Below are 13,463 nucleotides of genomic sequence, written 5' to 3' on the forward strand. Positions count from 1 at the left end.
CCTAAATGATATATACATTTACAGTGTTATTAAAAACGAAATAAAAATTTTTCATTTTCATATAGTGTTCTCGTAAAAGAGTCTGATCTTCAATGATCGGACTCTTTTTAGTTTATCACGTATTTAAAAAAACAGAAACAAAAAATGCCCCATACATATGGGGCATTGATATAGTTACTCAATTTATTTTAATCCTCTAGTTGCATAGTAAAATAGATTTTATACTCAACGCCATTATCCTCTACCACAACATAACCGTCGCGATCATTCACCGTTAAGGCATAATCTTCATTGGATAAAGCCCCTGTTAATACCGTGGTGGGATAAGTGAAATAATTCTCTACAACAACATTTTCATTTTTACCTGTTACGATTCTTTTTATAGTATAATCCCCAATATCTTCATTGAAAGTCAAAAGAATCTGTTTTGCAGAAGTAGCATTGCTATCGCTATATAGCTTTGAGTCAGCAACCTCTAAAGTAGGGTGCTCTGAAGGCAGTTGTGTAATAGTAATGCTGTAACCGATGTATTCTAAGGGATAGATTGTATAGTTACTGGAATAAGCCACTTGATAGGTTCCCGTTGGCATGTATTGGCGAGATGAAAGATCAACGATAAGGTTTCCGTTAGCATCTACTTCTTCACTATAAACATAATAGTAATTACCCATACCATCACTTAGCAACACATTACTTCTTTCCCTTAAAAAGTTTGAGTTGGCAAAACCAATAACAGGACCATTAAACAAATTTTCCCCCAATATTTTAAAAGTTCCATCTTTGCGTACAGAAGCAGTACTTATAGAATTAACTACCGGCTCCTTGGCAAAAACAACCTCTATTGTATTTCCTTCGCTATTGACAAGGTCAAATACTTCATCCCCATCGGCATTTCGTATGACCAATTTAAAATCGTTACCTTCTGCTGGCAATACATCTGGAAGTTCCGGCATCTCAACCCTAACACCTGATGTAATGGATGTATTATACTCATCTTTTTTAATCAATTCATAATAGACCCCATCCTTTAACAGAAAAAATTCATGATCATCCACAGCATCATCTTTTATATACACATACAAATCTAAACCATGCCCTGGCCATATTGCCTTCTCAACAGGTATTAGATTGCCATCGTTATAAGGGGTTACCACCCTTGTGAAATTCGATCTTCCTTTAAGTAACCTAAACCCGTCAGATTCATCGGTATTATCACTTGCTATCGAAACTTCAAGTTCAAATCTGTGATTTATATAGGAATCGGGTAGGGTTGCCGTTATTTCTTTGGTTTCTTCATTAATACTCTTTACCTCGAGGTCAAAGGACTCCAAATCACTGAACAACCGTACTTGGATACTATCGCGATAAGGTGTGAGTTCATTCACCTCGAACGTTATATCGCCTCCTAAAGGCACATCAGCAAATTCACTTGAAACAAAACCATCTATTCTCACTTCTTCAAGTGGTCTATTCTTAGCCAAAACAAGAATCTCATTAGTTGTGCCGTCGGCTCCTGTCACTGTATATTTGACCGGAGAAGAATAATCAGTTATTCCGGCGGGATCCGGCTCTAAAGTAGATCCTTCAGATACCTCGATCTGTGCTTTTAAATCTGTTATATCGGCAAAGGTAAACGTATAATATAACGTATCTATATCTGCCGGATTTTGCCCGTAAAAACCCGTGCTATAACTGCCCGAATTCTCAAATGTTACCAGTGTAATTTCATTATCGGAATCAGATTTGTCCAATACGGCTGTATATTCCTTTTGAGATTCGTCTTCAGCTGTTACCGTATATTTAACCGGACCGGTAAAATCTACCGTTTCTTCCGAAGCGGGATCTATATCCGCCATTTCGGAATAGGTGATTAGCGGTGCCAAAGCAGTTAAATCCGTGGTAGAAGGAAAAGTATAAAAGACACTGTCGTTCCTGATTATGGCCGTGTAATCTTCATCGTCAATACTTACCTTAAATGAAATAATCTCTTTGGCATCACTCAAAATCTCCTCTTCCGGAGTTTCAGGTGAATCATCAGATTCATTTTTAGAACATCCTAAAAAAGACAAGATCAATAAAAAAAGTGCAATAGGTTTTTTAAGCATAATTTGATTATTTATTGAGTTGGTTTAACGACGAAAATATAATTTCATTGCCTTTAAAAACATAAACACGGGTATTCACAACATGTTTTAATCTCTACACATCATTTCTTTTTAACACAGGAAGGGGTGGCTACTTAAACTATGGAATAAAAACGAAATAAAAATTTTTCATTTTCATATAGTGTTCTCGTAAAAGAGTCTAATCTTCAATGATCGGGCTCTTTTTAGTTTAGGGTGTTTCCAGTAGGAAGTAACGGTGGACAGATGAAAAAGTATTAAGTAAAAAGTACTAAGTATTAAGTACTGCTTAAATAATTAGGAAACGCTTCGCTTTCCAACAAACTTTTTTTAATCATGCCAAAAGTCAATAACTAAAAGCTAGCGGCCATTTTTACGGTAGCCAATTATCTTTACCAAAATCAGGTTTGCGTTTTTCTAAGAAAGCATTTCTACCTTCTTTAGCTTCTTCGGTCATATACGCCAGTCTTGTTGCTTCTCCTGCAAAAACTTGTTGTCCAACCATACCATCATCGGTTAGGTTCATTGAGAACTTCAGCATTTTTATAGAAGTTGGTGATTTCTCTAAAACTTCTTGTGCCCATTGAAAAGCGGTATCTTCCAATTCATCATGTGGAATTACAGCGTTCACCATACCCATTTCAAAAGCATCTTGTGCAGAATAGTTTCTACCTAAAAAGAATATTTCACGAGCTTTTTTCTGTCCTACCATTTTGGCTAAGTAAGCAGAACCGTATCCGCCATCAAAGCTGGTAACATCAGCATCAGTTTGTTTAAAAATGGCATGTTCTTTACTAGCCAAAGTCATATCACAAACCACGTGTAAACTATGACCGCCACCAACTGCCCATCCTGGTACCACACAGATAACCACTTTCGGCATAAAACGAATCATTCGTTGTACTTCAAGAATGTTTAAACGGTGCTGACCATCTTGACCAACATATCCTTTCTCTCCCCTAGCCTTTTGGTCACCACCAGAACAAAAAGACCAAATTCCGTCTTTAGTAGATGGTCCTTCAGCTGAAAGTAATACTACTCCTATAGAGGTATCTTCTTGAGCATCATAAAAGGCCTTAATAAGTTCGCTGGTAGTATGTGGTCTAAAAGCGTTTCGCACATTAGGTCTATTAAAGGCAATACGGGCTACACCGTTACATTTTTTATAGGTAATATCATCAAATTCTATCGCTGTTTTCCAATCGGGTGATTTCATAATTTCTAATAATTCTATTATCGTATAAAGATAAGGGTTCATGGTATACTCGTCCAAATTAGAATATGCAGTTAAGTTTTAAAATGGTCAGGTCAAATTAATCGAGTTAGTTATCAATTTCATTGAAACATTAGATATGAACAAATACGACTATGTTTACAGAATAAAGAATAGCACTTTTCATGAAACAATCTCTTTTTACATTTATAAAAAAGCTTCGTGAATTTTTAGCGAATAAACTAAACCAATACAACACAACACTACCCTATGTAATTACTGTTATTATTGCTTTGTTCATAGTTGTTGGTGGTATAAATTTATTTGTAGAATTGACAGAAACCTTAAAGACAGAAACGCTAGCCACTTATGATACGGCAATTACGGATTATGTCATTTCTTACCGAACGCCAACACTAACATCCTATTTTAAATTTATGACGTATGTTGGTGATACCTATGGTTATCTCATTGTACTCACCATATTTTTACTTCTATCCCTTTTGGTTTTCAAAAGATGGAAATATGTAGTTCAAGCAACCTTAATTTTAGCATTGGCGACTATTTCTAATATGATACTTAAAAGATTTATTGATCGCGCAAGACCAGGCATTGAACATTTAGTTTCTGTAGAAACATTGAGTTACCCAAGCGGACATGCAATGAGCGCGATGGCCTTCTATGGTTTTTTAATATTTCTAGTCACTAAGTTTAATATTAAAAAGGTGATAAAATATATACTGATAGCTGTCTTAATATTGGTCATTTTAAGTATTGGTATTAGTAGAATATACTTAGGCGTTCATTTTCCTTCGGATATAGCAGGCGGATTCATTGCCGGATTCATTTGGGTAGTTTTCTGTGTGCTGGTTTTTGATTTAATTGAGCTGTTTAGACACGATCCCAAAACATAAATATAATTCCATTTTAATAAAAAACAACCTAGCTTAAACTCTGCTAAAGAATAGATTTTAATACTTTAGTGAAGTATAAAAGCCACACAAATTAACTTTCAGAAAATAGAATCATGTCCAGAACAAAAATAGCACTGGTTACCGGTGGTAGCCGCGGAATAGGAAAAAACATAGCATTAAAAATCGCTGAGAAAGGTTTGGATGTTATATTGACGTATCACTCAAAAAAAGATGCTGCGGAGAAAGTTGTAAAAGAGATTGAAAAATTAGGTCAAAAAGCAGTGGCGTTTCAATTAGATACATGTGACACCTCTAATTTCTCTAGTTTCTTTAAAACGATTTCCATGTATTTAAATGAAAATTACCGCACAGCTAAATTTGATTATTTGGTAAACAATGCCGGAACAGGAATTTACAAACCATTTCTAGAAACTACCGAAGCTGATTTTGATGACATGATGAACATTCATTTAAAAGGTGTTTATTTTTTAACTCAGCATGCCGTTGAACAATTAAATAACGGTGGTGGCATTATAAACATATCATCTGGCTTGGTGCGTGTAACCATACCTGGCTCATCTGCTTATGCAAGTATGAAAGGTGGGATAGATGTATTTACAAAGTTTATTGCAAAAGAGCTAAGTGATAAAAAAATAAGAGCAAACGTTGTGGCTCCCGGTGCTGTAGGAACAGACTTTGGTGGTGGTGCAAATAAGGACAATGAGGAAAGACGTGAAAAAATTAGTAGTAACACCGCACTTGGTCGAGTTGGTGAACCAGAAGATATTGGTGGTATTGTAGCTTTTTTATGTACAGAAGATGCAGGTTGGATCAATGGGCAGCGTATAGAAGCAACTGGTGGATTGATGCTATAAAACCATAATTTAAGAATTATTTTTTAACATATATAAATTGTGAATCCCGGTTTGGATAATTCTTAAAACAAACTAATAGTGTAATTAACAAATTTGTTAAAATCTGATAATCAGTTATTTATTGCACATTTTTATAAAAGTTAAACCTATGTGAAAAGTGAGAAAAATCATCATAAATAAGTTTTATTTGTAATTAAACAAATCGAAAAAATCATGCAAAAAATTTTTCTTTTCACTGTAGCCACTTTTCTCTTATTTACAACAACTAATGCACAAGATTTTCAATTAGGTGCAAAAGCCGGTATCAATTTTGCGCAAATTAATGGTGACAACACAGACGATTTAGACCCTATTACCGAGTTTCATTTTGGTCTGGTAGCAGAGGTGCCGCTTTCCGACTCTTTTTCATTTCAGCCCGAGGTACTATTTTCGGGTCAAGGCTATAGCCAAGATGATGATACTATTAACTTAGATTATGTAAATATTCCACTTTTGGCTAAATATTACGTTACAAAAGGATTAAGCATTGAGGCAGGTCCACAATTCGGTTTTTTAGTTTCGGCAAAAAATGAAGATACTGATGTAAAAGAATTTTTTAATAAAACCGATTTATCTTTAAATGTTGGTCTAGGCTACAAATTAGGAAGCAATATTAACTTTGCCGTTCGCTACAATTTAGGCTTATCTGATATTAATGATGTAGACGGCCTTTCAGATAAATATAAAAATGGAGTAGTTCAAGTATCTGTTGGCTATTATATATTTTAGTAAATAAACAATAACTATGTTTTAAAGGCTGATTATTAGAATTTACTAATCAGCCTTTTTTAATTTCAGAATGTCTCATTTTGGAACATAAAATCTATAATAAACTGAAATGCTAAACTGATAATTCTTAAATTTCCTATATAAATAACCACAAACAACTCAAGTATGAAAAATTTTTTGTTGGCGCTAATAGTATGCACTGTATGTATAAACCTTGGATATTCCCAAGATTTCAGAGGCTTGGATAAAAGTCCGTTAGATAGAGTGTACTTACCAGATCACTTTGCTCACGACATAAAATTTGCTCCCGAGAGAAATCTACCTGATACTCTAATTGTAAGGATTGATTACAGTAGACCTCAGAAAAAAGGACGTGTAGTTTTTGACGGTATGGTCAAATACAATGAAATTTGGCGTTTAGGTGCTAATGAAGCTACTGAAATTAAAGTCTATAAAGATGTAAAAATAGATGGAAAATTGCTTCGTAAAGGTACCTATACCATGTATGCACTACCTACAGAAGACATTTGGACGATTGTATTCAATAAGGATGTAGACCAATGGGGTCATTATAGTTACGATGAAAATAATGATGTATTAAGAGTAGATGCGCATGTATTACACAGTAATGCACCTGTAGAAGAATTTACAATTCAATTTGAAGATTCTGAACAAGGTGTAGCTGTAATGTACATTGCTTGGGACATGGATAGAGTTGAGATACCAATTAGCTACTAAAACTGATAGTTGTCATATAATTATAGGGACATAAAATTAACTTTGAATGATAATTAATCTATTATATGCCTTTTATGAAAATAGCGGTATTCAGTACAAAATCTTACGATCAAGAATATTTTGAAAAATATAATACAGCATACGATTATAATTTTTCGTTTTTTGAAACCGCATTAAATCCAGATACTGCAAAACTTTCAGCAGATTGTGATGTAGTATGTGTATTTGTTAATGACTTGGTTAATGAAGAAACAATAAAAATACTTTCTTCAAATGGTATTAAATTGATTGCGCTACGTTGTGCAGGTTATAATAACGTTGATTTAGATGCTGCCAAAAAAGCTAACATTAAAGTGGTCAGAGTACCTGCATACTCACCAGAAGCAGTTGCAGAACACGCTTTAGCATTAATACTTACGTTAAACAGAAAAACGCATAAAGCATACAACCGTGTTCGTGAAGGTAATTTTTCATTGAAAAACCTTATTGGTTTCAATCTAAGCAATAAAACCATAGGTGTAATTGGAACAGGAAAAATTGGTGCAACATTTTGCGCTATTTTAAAGGGGTTTGGTTGTAGAATAATTGCTTATGATATTTCTGAAAATGAAGAGCTGGTAGCAATGGGCGTTGAATTTCATTCTTTAGAGGAAGTTTTTAAACAATCTGATATTATTTCGCTTCATTGCCCATTAAACCAACATACCAAGCATAGAGTAAACAAAGAATCTATAGATTTAATGAAAAGTGGTGTTATGATTATCAACACCAGCAGAGGCGCCCTAATAAAAACAGAAGATGCCATTTTAGGATTAAAAGACAGGAAAATTGGATATTTAGGTATTGATGTATATGAGCAAGAAGAAAATCTATTTTTTGAAGATTTATCTGAACATATTATTCAAGATGATATGATTTTAAGATTATTAAGTTTCCCTAATGTGTTGATTACTTCTCACCAAGCATATTTCACCAAAGAAGCTATGAACCAGATTACGGTTATTACATTAGATAATATCAAGGATTTTGAAAATAACAACGAACTGACTAACGAAGTAGTGTAAACACAATTATTATCTCCAGTTTATTTTAATAAAGCGCTCATTTTTAACAAAATTTGATGGAGTGTTCTTTAAAATCTCCTGTCTTAAAGCATCTATTAAAACTTCTTTTGAAAACGTGTGGTGACTAACCAAACTCACTTCCCTAATTGGTTTTGGTGTTACAAAATGACGTATTTGCCCTAGGTCGTTATCATTAATGGCCATTTCTGGTACCAAAGTGTAACCACCGTAGTTGTCTACCATTTTTTTTAATGCTTCTATAGAACCACTTTGAAATTGAATATTGCCATCGGTATTTGTTTGTCCGCATATATTCAATACTTGGTTTCTAAAGCAATGCCCTTTTTCCAAAAGCCAAATATTGTTTAATTGTTCCATTTCCTTAACGGTTATGGTCTTCTTGCCTTCACTAAAACTATTGGTTTGGGCATAACATATAAAAGGTTCATTATACAGTTTGGTTTCTCTTATGTATGGTTCGTTTAATGGAGTAACAAGTATACCTAAATCTATCTCTTTCTTTTGCAGTCCCATTATTATCTGCTCGCTCTCCATTTCTTGAATTTTTAGAACCGTATTTGGGTATTTTTTAGAAAAAGAACCAGCAATTAAAGGTATTAGATAAGAAGATATAGTTGGTATAACCGCCATTTTAAACTCACCTTCAATATTGTCAAGCTCCACATTCACCATATTCTTAAGTTCATGTACCTCATGTAATATGATTTTGGCTTTAATAATAAATACTTCACCCAGTTCTGTTGGTTTAAATGGCGATTTACTTTTATCAAAAATTAAAAATCCTATTTCTTCTTCTAATTTTTTAACCTGTATGGTAATGGTTGGTTGAGTGACAAAACACTTTTCTGCAGCCGTAACAAAGTGTCTATAAGTATCTAAGGCAACAACATAGTCTAACTGTTGTAAGGTCATTTCTTCTATATATTAATTTTATCAATACAAGTATATAAAGTATTAATTTGATTAATAAGCTCTACTGATTGAATTTTGTCACAAACATATAAATTAAATCTATATAAAATGAAAAACAAATTAGCATCATTTATCATGCTTTCAATTGGTTTATTAAGTTTCTCTCAAACTGATCAAACCATGACCACAAACGGGGGTGTTCCCGTAGGTGACAACCAAAATTCTAAAACAGTAGGTGAATACGGTCCTGTATTATTAGAAGATATTCATTTAGTTGAAAAATTGGCTGCTTTTGATAGAGAACGTATTCCTGAAAGAGTAGTACATCCAAGAGGAGCAGGTGCTTCAGGCTATTTCGAGGCAACCAAAGATATGTCGGCATATACAAAAGCGGTAGTATTTGCTAAAGAGGGGAAAAAAACAGATTTGGCAGTTCGGTTTTCAACCGTTATACACGGTAAAGGTTCACCAGAAACAGCTAGAGATCCTAGAGGTTTTGCCGTTAAGTTTTATACAGAGCAAGGTAATTATGATATTGTTGGTAACAACTTACCTATATTTTTTATTAGAGATGCTATAAAGTTTCCTGATATGGTGCATTCGTTAAAACCTTCACCGGTGACCAATAAACAAGACCCAAATAGGTTTTTTGATTTCTTTTCACATGTTCCAGAAGCTACGCACATGTTAACCAGGCTATATACTGATCTTGGTATACCTAAGGGTTACCAATTCATGAACGGTAGCAGTGTACATGGATATAAATGGATAAATAAAGAAGGTAAAGTAACCTATGTAAAATACTCTTGGGTTTCTAAACAAGGAGAGAAAAATTTAACCGTTGAAGAAGCTGGGGCGCAACAAGCTAAAGATTGGCAACATGCTACGGTAAGTCTTAGAAAAGATATCGATGATAAGAATTATCCGCAATGGGATTTATATGTACAAATGATCAAACCAGAAGACATACATTCTTTTGACTTCTGGCCATTAGATGCTACAAAGGACTGGCCTGCGGATAAGATTGAAAAAATAAAAATAGGTACTATGACCTTGAACGAGAATCCTGTTAACTACTTTGAGCAGGTTGAAAGTATTGCATTCTCACCTGGAGCATTGATTCCTGGTGTAGAACCTTCTGAAGACAAATTATTGCAAGGTAGACTGTTTTCTTATTTTGATACACAAAGACACCGTTTAGGACCCAACTTTTTACAATTGGAAATAAACAAGCCATTGGAAGAACCTAATAATTACAATTCTGATAGTTGGAATAGCGCTGGAAACAAAAGATTCGAGAATCCGGATGTAAACTACCAACCTAGCGAAAAAGCTGCATTGGCAGAAGATCACCAATTTAAACAATCAGAAACTACTTTGACTGATGTTACCATCACACAAAAGAAAATTTCTAAAACAAACGACTTTGCCCAACCAGGTGAATTCTACAGAAGTTTAAATAAGCAGCAACAAGATAACTTGATCAAAAATTTGACAGGTGATTTAGGTCAGGTAACCGATAAGAACATTCAAAAAACAATGATCGGTTATTTCTACCGAGCAGATAGAGATTTTGGAATGAGAGTAGCTAAAGAGTTAGGTTTTTCTCAAAAAGATTTCATGAACTAAAAATTAATTCAATGGGTGAGGAATTAATTTTTATTGACCATTTATTCACTATAATATGAAACATTTACTACTAATTACTATCCTAATTTTTACAACAACTATGAAAGCGCAAGAACTATTTGATGCTGCCAGAAACGGCAACGTTGACAAATTAAAAGAAATTTACACAGTAGATAATATTAGCATTGATCAAAAAGATCAAAAGGGCTTTACCCCTTTAATTTTGGCTGCTTATTATAATCAAATAGATGCTGTTGCCTTTTTACTTGAAAATAAATGTGATATAAATGCTCAAGATTCCTCAGGTAATACTGCCCTTATGGGAGTTTGTTTTAAAGGAAATTTACCAATTGCCAAATTATTGATAGATAATGGAGCCAATGTTAATTTGCAGAATTACAATGATGCAACGGCTTTAATTTATGCCAGTACTTTTGGTCACAAAGATATCGCTAGTTATTTATTAGATCATAATGCAGAAACTTCTATCATGGATAATAGAGGAAACACGGCTCTAAAACATGCGCAAATGCAGGGTAATGAAGAGATTGTTACCCTACTAAAATAATAACTTATAAATTTTGAAATTTAATAGTTCAGTTATAAGCTATTTCAACACTTTGAAATAGCTTATTTTTATTACACCAACATATGTAATAAAAACGTAAACCTTGAAAAATATTCCCAACGTATCATTTCAAGATGCTGACAATTCCAATAGTTTTGAGTGTTTAAATCTAACCAATTTTTTCTCTAGAATTCCTGAGATTGAGGACCACAATCCTACCCTTCCACATCGAATTCATTTTTTTGCGTTGTTAATGGTTACAGAGGGCAACGGTACGCATCAAGTAGATTTAATTGACTACAAGTTAAATAAAGGAACAGTGCTAAAATTAGCAAAAGGTCAAGTTCATGCATTTCAAAAAAATGCAACTTATAAAGGCTTTTTAGTGTTGTTTACGGAGGAGTTTGTTATGAATCACTTTTCAAAATCTTCCATCAATATTATTTCCCACCTATATAATTATCATGTTACCTCTCCTATTTCTAGTTATGAAGAGCTAAATAACAAGTTCTTAAATCATTTAAATTTAGAATTGGCAAACAGTAATTCCTTTGCTCGTAATAATATTATTGCGGCGCTTCTAGATTTATATTTATTGAAGTTAGAACGCAAAAACAATGAAAACGTTCTTCAAAATAATTCAAAAAATTATGCTGTTTTTATATCGTTTAAAAACCAGGTCGAAGAAAACTACATAAAAACTAGAAACGTAAAAGATTACGCAAAAATGCTATCAATTACTACCAAAAACTTGAATGAAGTAGTAAAAGAATTTACATTAGATACAGCCAAAACCTTTATAGATAACTATGTAATCTTAGAAGCCAAGCGCGCAATTGTCAGTACAGATTTAAGTTTTAAGGAAATTGCTTTTGAATTGGGTTTTGATGAATTGACCAATTTTACCAAATTTTTTAAAAATAAAGTTCAATTATCACCTAAGGCATTTAAGAATAAATAACCTACTTAAAGGCAATAATAAGAGCCATTCTTACAAATACAATTTTAAATTTAAAGGACACAAGTCTTAAATATGTATCCTCTTTAATATTAGGGAAAATCTCATATTTACCATTCTTAGCATCATTTTGATAATCCTATATAAGTAGTCTCACTTTAGTTTTGCAGTGTAAAATAACACAAATCAACAAAATTAAAATGAACACTATGAAATCGAAATTAATAGCATTAAGTCTTTTTACAATGGCAATAGCTAGTTGTAATAATGAAGACAAAAAAGTAGAAACTGTATTAGAGGTAACTAGCTTCAATATTAAAACTACAGCAAGCAAATTAGAGTTCAATACCCTTGACGCTGAAATAGAAGAAACATTTACTAGCAAACAACCTGGTTACATAAGACGCCAAAGTGGTGTAGATGAACAAGGTAGATATGTTGTATTGGTATATTGGAAATCTTTAGCAGATGCAAAAACATCTATGGATAAGTTCATGGCAGATGAATCTGTTGCAACCTATGCCAACATGATTGAAGGTTCAACAATGAAGATGTCACGATTTACCATAACCGATGAATTTACGGCAAGTAATAGCACATTTACAGAGGTAATGACCTTTAAAACAAAAGAAGGAACCAATGCTGAAGTTTTCAATAAGGTCAATGACAGAGTTGGACCAGAATTTAGTGAAAAGCAAACTGGCTTTTTACAACGTATTACCGGTAAAAATGACGCTGGTGAACAAGTTGCCCTTGCCTATTGGGATACTAAAGCACATTCAGATGCTGTAATTCAAGATTTCATGAATGCTGCAGTTGCCAAAGAATTTATGGGCATGATGGATCAGTCAAGTATCGATATGATTAGATATCAATCTTTAACTTCTTTAAAGAACGTAACGTTAACGAATAAAGATAAAGTAGTTGCTTTATTGAACAGTTTTAATACAGGAGATCAAACTCCAATTTCATACATCAATCCAGATAAATATATTCAGCACAATTTAGGTGTTGCAGATGGTTTAAAAGGTTTTGGCGAACTAATGCACAATGCTCCAGAAGGCGGATTTAAAGCAAAGGTTATTCGTGCTTTTCAAGATGGAGATTATGTTTTTACACATACAGAATATGATTTTTTCGGTCCAAAAGCCGCATTTGATATTTTCAGATTCGAAGACGGATTAATTGTAGAACACTGGGATAATTTATTACCGGTTCAAAAACCAAACCCAAGCGGACATACTCAGTTTGACGGTACAACTGCGCTATCAGATTTAGATAAAACAGAAGCTAATAAAGCTGTAGTAAGAGGATTTATTGAGAATGTATTATTAGGTCACCAGATGGATAAAGTGACTAACTACATTAATCCTACCAATTATATTCAGCATAATCCTGCGGTGGCAGATGGTTTAGATGGTTTTGGGGCAGCAATGCAGTACTTCGCAGAAAACGGATTGGTAATGGAATATGATAATCTTCATATGGTCTTAGGTCAAGGTAACTTTCTATTAAGTGTAAGCGAAGGTAAATTCGGTAAAGGAGAGCATACTGCTTACTACGATTTATTCAGATTAGAAGGTGGTTTAATAGTAGAGCACTGGGATGTTATTGCTCCTATACCAGTAAAATCTGAATGGAAGAACGAAAATGGTAAATTCTAACATTTTGGTATAAATA

General features: G+C 33.5%; 12 protein-coding genes. 9 read left to right on the plus strand and 3 right to left on the minus strand.

Annotated elements, in window-relative coordinates; all coding sequences use genetic code 11:
* Window positions 1-188: 188 nt before the first annotated feature.
* Together PXD56_RS08885 and PXD56_RS08890 are read right to left on the minus strand one after the other, a co-directional pair.
* A complete protein-coding gene (locus tag PXD56_RS08885) occupies window positions 189-2,105 on the minus strand; it encodes a hypothetical protein (RefSeq protein ID WP_276492979.1) in 1,917 nt (638 codons plus the stop codon).
* Between the two features lie 391 nt (window positions 2,106-2,496).
* Window positions 2,497-3,339, minus strand: a complete 843-nt coding sequence (locus tag PXD56_RS08890) for a 1,4-dihydroxy-2-naphthoyl-CoA synthase (protein ID WP_276492980.1) — start codon at window positions 3,337-3,339, stop codon at window positions 2,497-2,499.
* A gap of 182 nt (window positions 3,340-3,521) precedes the next feature.
* Between PXD56_RS08890 and PXD56_RS08895 the strand changes: the two genes are divergently transcribed.
* The 5 genes from PXD56_RS08895 to PXD56_RS08915 all read left to right on the plus strand — a co-directional run bounded on the left by PXD56_RS08895 (window position 3,522) and on the right by PXD56_RS08915 (window position 7,695).
* Entirely contained in the window at window positions 3,522-4,250 is a 729-nt protein-coding gene (locus PXD56_RS08895) for a phosphatase PAP2 family protein (RefSeq protein ID WP_276492981.1), read from the plus strand.
* Window positions 4,251-4,363: 113 nt separating this feature from the next.
* Window positions 4,364-5,125, plus strand: a complete 762-nt coding sequence (locus PXD56_RS08900; RefSeq protein WP_276492982.1) for an SDR family NAD(P)-dependent oxidoreductase — start codon at window positions 4,364-4,366, stop codon at window positions 5,123-5,125.
* A gap of 213 nt (window positions 5,126-5,338) precedes the next feature.
* Window positions 5,339-5,893, plus strand: coding sequence for a porin family protein (locus PXD56_RS08905; protein WP_276492983.1), 555 nt, complete (start codon window positions 5,339-5,341; stop codon window positions 5,891-5,893).
* 165 nt (window positions 5,894-6,058) lie between these two features.
* Window positions 6,059-6,631, plus strand: coding sequence for a DUF2911 domain-containing protein (locus tag PXD56_RS08910; RefSeq protein WP_276492984.1), 573 nt, complete (start codon window positions 6,059-6,061; stop codon window positions 6,629-6,631).
* A gap of 74 nt (window positions 6,632-6,705) precedes the next feature.
* Window positions 6,706-7,695 carry a 2-hydroxyacid dehydrogenase gene (locus PXD56_RS08915; protein WP_276492985.1) on the plus strand — a complete coding sequence of 330 codons (990 nt, stop codon included), beginning with the start codon at window positions 6,706-6,708 and terminating at the stop codon, window positions 7,693-7,695.
* A gap of 9 nt (window positions 7,696-7,704) precedes the next feature.
* Here PXD56_RS08915 and PXD56_RS08920 read toward each other — a convergent pair whose 3' ends face one another.
* Window positions 7,705-8,628 (minus strand): hydrogen peroxide-inducible genes activator, encoded by a 924-nt coding sequence (locus PXD56_RS08920; RefSeq protein ID WP_276492986.1) that lies wholly within the window; start codon window positions 8,626-8,628, stop codon window positions 7,705-7,707.
* A 108-nt stretch (window positions 8,629-8,736) separates the two neighbouring features.
* Here PXD56_RS08920 and PXD56_RS08925 point away from each other — a divergent pair, with 108 nt between their 5' ends.
* From PXD56_RS08925 to PXD56_RS08940, 4 genes are all read left to right on the plus strand, one after another.
* Complete coding sequence (locus PXD56_RS08925; protein WP_276492987.1) at window positions 8,737-10,257, plus strand: catalase; 1,521 nt, start codon at window positions 8,737-8,739, stop codon at window positions 10,255-10,257.
* Window positions 10,258-10,312: 55 nt separating this feature from the next.
* Entirely contained in the window at window positions 10,313-10,825 is a 513-nt protein-coding gene (locus PXD56_RS08930) for an ankyrin repeat domain-containing protein (RefSeq protein ID WP_276492988.1), read from the plus strand.
* A gap of 103 nt (window positions 10,826-10,928) precedes the next feature.
* Entirely contained in the window at window positions 10,929-11,786 is an 858-nt protein-coding gene (locus tag PXD56_RS08935; RefSeq protein WP_276492989.1) for a helix-turn-helix domain-containing protein, read from the plus strand.
* 206 nt (window positions 11,787-11,992) lie between these two features.
* The gene (locus tag PXD56_RS08940; protein ID WP_276492990.1) at window positions 11,993-13,447 is read left to right on the plus strand and encodes a hypothetical protein; all 1,455 of its coding nucleotides are present in this window, start codon (window positions 11,993-11,995) and stop codon (window positions 13,445-13,447) included.
* The last annotated feature ends 16 nt before the right edge of the window (window positions 13,448-13,463 follow it).

This window comes from Maribacter zhoushanensis (genome assembly GCF_029350975.1).
Classification (GTDB): domain Bacteria; phylum Bacteroidota; class Bacteroidia; order Flavobacteriales; family Flavobacteriaceae; genus Maribacter; species Maribacter zhoushanensis.

What these genes read in the sequence shown, in the direction of transcription:
- PXD56_RS08885 (WP_276492979.1), bottom strand. Translation starts at nt 2,105, where the DNA reads ATGCTTAAAAAACCTATTGCACTTTTTTTATTGATCTTGTCTTTTTTA.
- PXD56_RS08890 (WP_276492980.1), bottom strand. Translation starts at nt 3,339, where the DNA reads ATGAAATCACCCGATTGGAAAACAGCGATAGAATTTGATGATATTACC.
- PXD56_RS08895 (WP_276492981.1), top strand. Translation starts at nt 3,522, where the DNA reads ATGAAACAATCTCTTTTTACATTTATAAAAAAGCTTCGTGAATTTTTA.
- PXD56_RS08900 (WP_276492982.1), top strand. Translation starts at nt 4,364, where the DNA reads ATGTCCAGAACAAAAATAGCACTGGTTACCGGTGGTAGCCGCGGAATA.
- PXD56_RS08905 (WP_276492983.1), top strand. Translation starts at nt 5,339, where the DNA reads ATGCAAAAAATTTTTCTTTTCACTGTAGCCACTTTTCTCTTATTTACA.
- PXD56_RS08910 (WP_276492984.1), top strand. Translation starts at nt 6,059, where the DNA reads ATGAAAAATTTTTTGTTGGCGCTAATAGTATGCACTGTATGTATAAAC.
- PXD56_RS08915 (WP_276492985.1), top strand. Translation starts at nt 6,706, where the DNA reads ATGAAAATAGCGGTATTCAGTACAAAATCTTACGATCAAGAATATTTT.
- PXD56_RS08920 (WP_276492986.1), bottom strand. Translation starts at nt 8,628, where the DNA reads ATGACCTTACAACAGTTAGACTATGTTGTTGCCTTAGATACTTATAGA.
- PXD56_RS08925 (WP_276492987.1), top strand. Translation starts at nt 8,737, where the DNA reads ATGAAAAACAAATTAGCATCATTTATCATGCTTTCAATTGGTTTATTA.
- PXD56_RS08930 (WP_276492988.1), top strand. Translation starts at nt 10,313, where the DNA reads ATGAAACATTTACTACTAATTACTATCCTAATTTTTACAACAACTATG.
- PXD56_RS08940 (WP_276492990.1), top strand. Translation starts at nt 11,993, where the DNA reads ATGAAATCGAAATTAATAGCATTAAGTCTTTTTACAATGGCAATAGCT.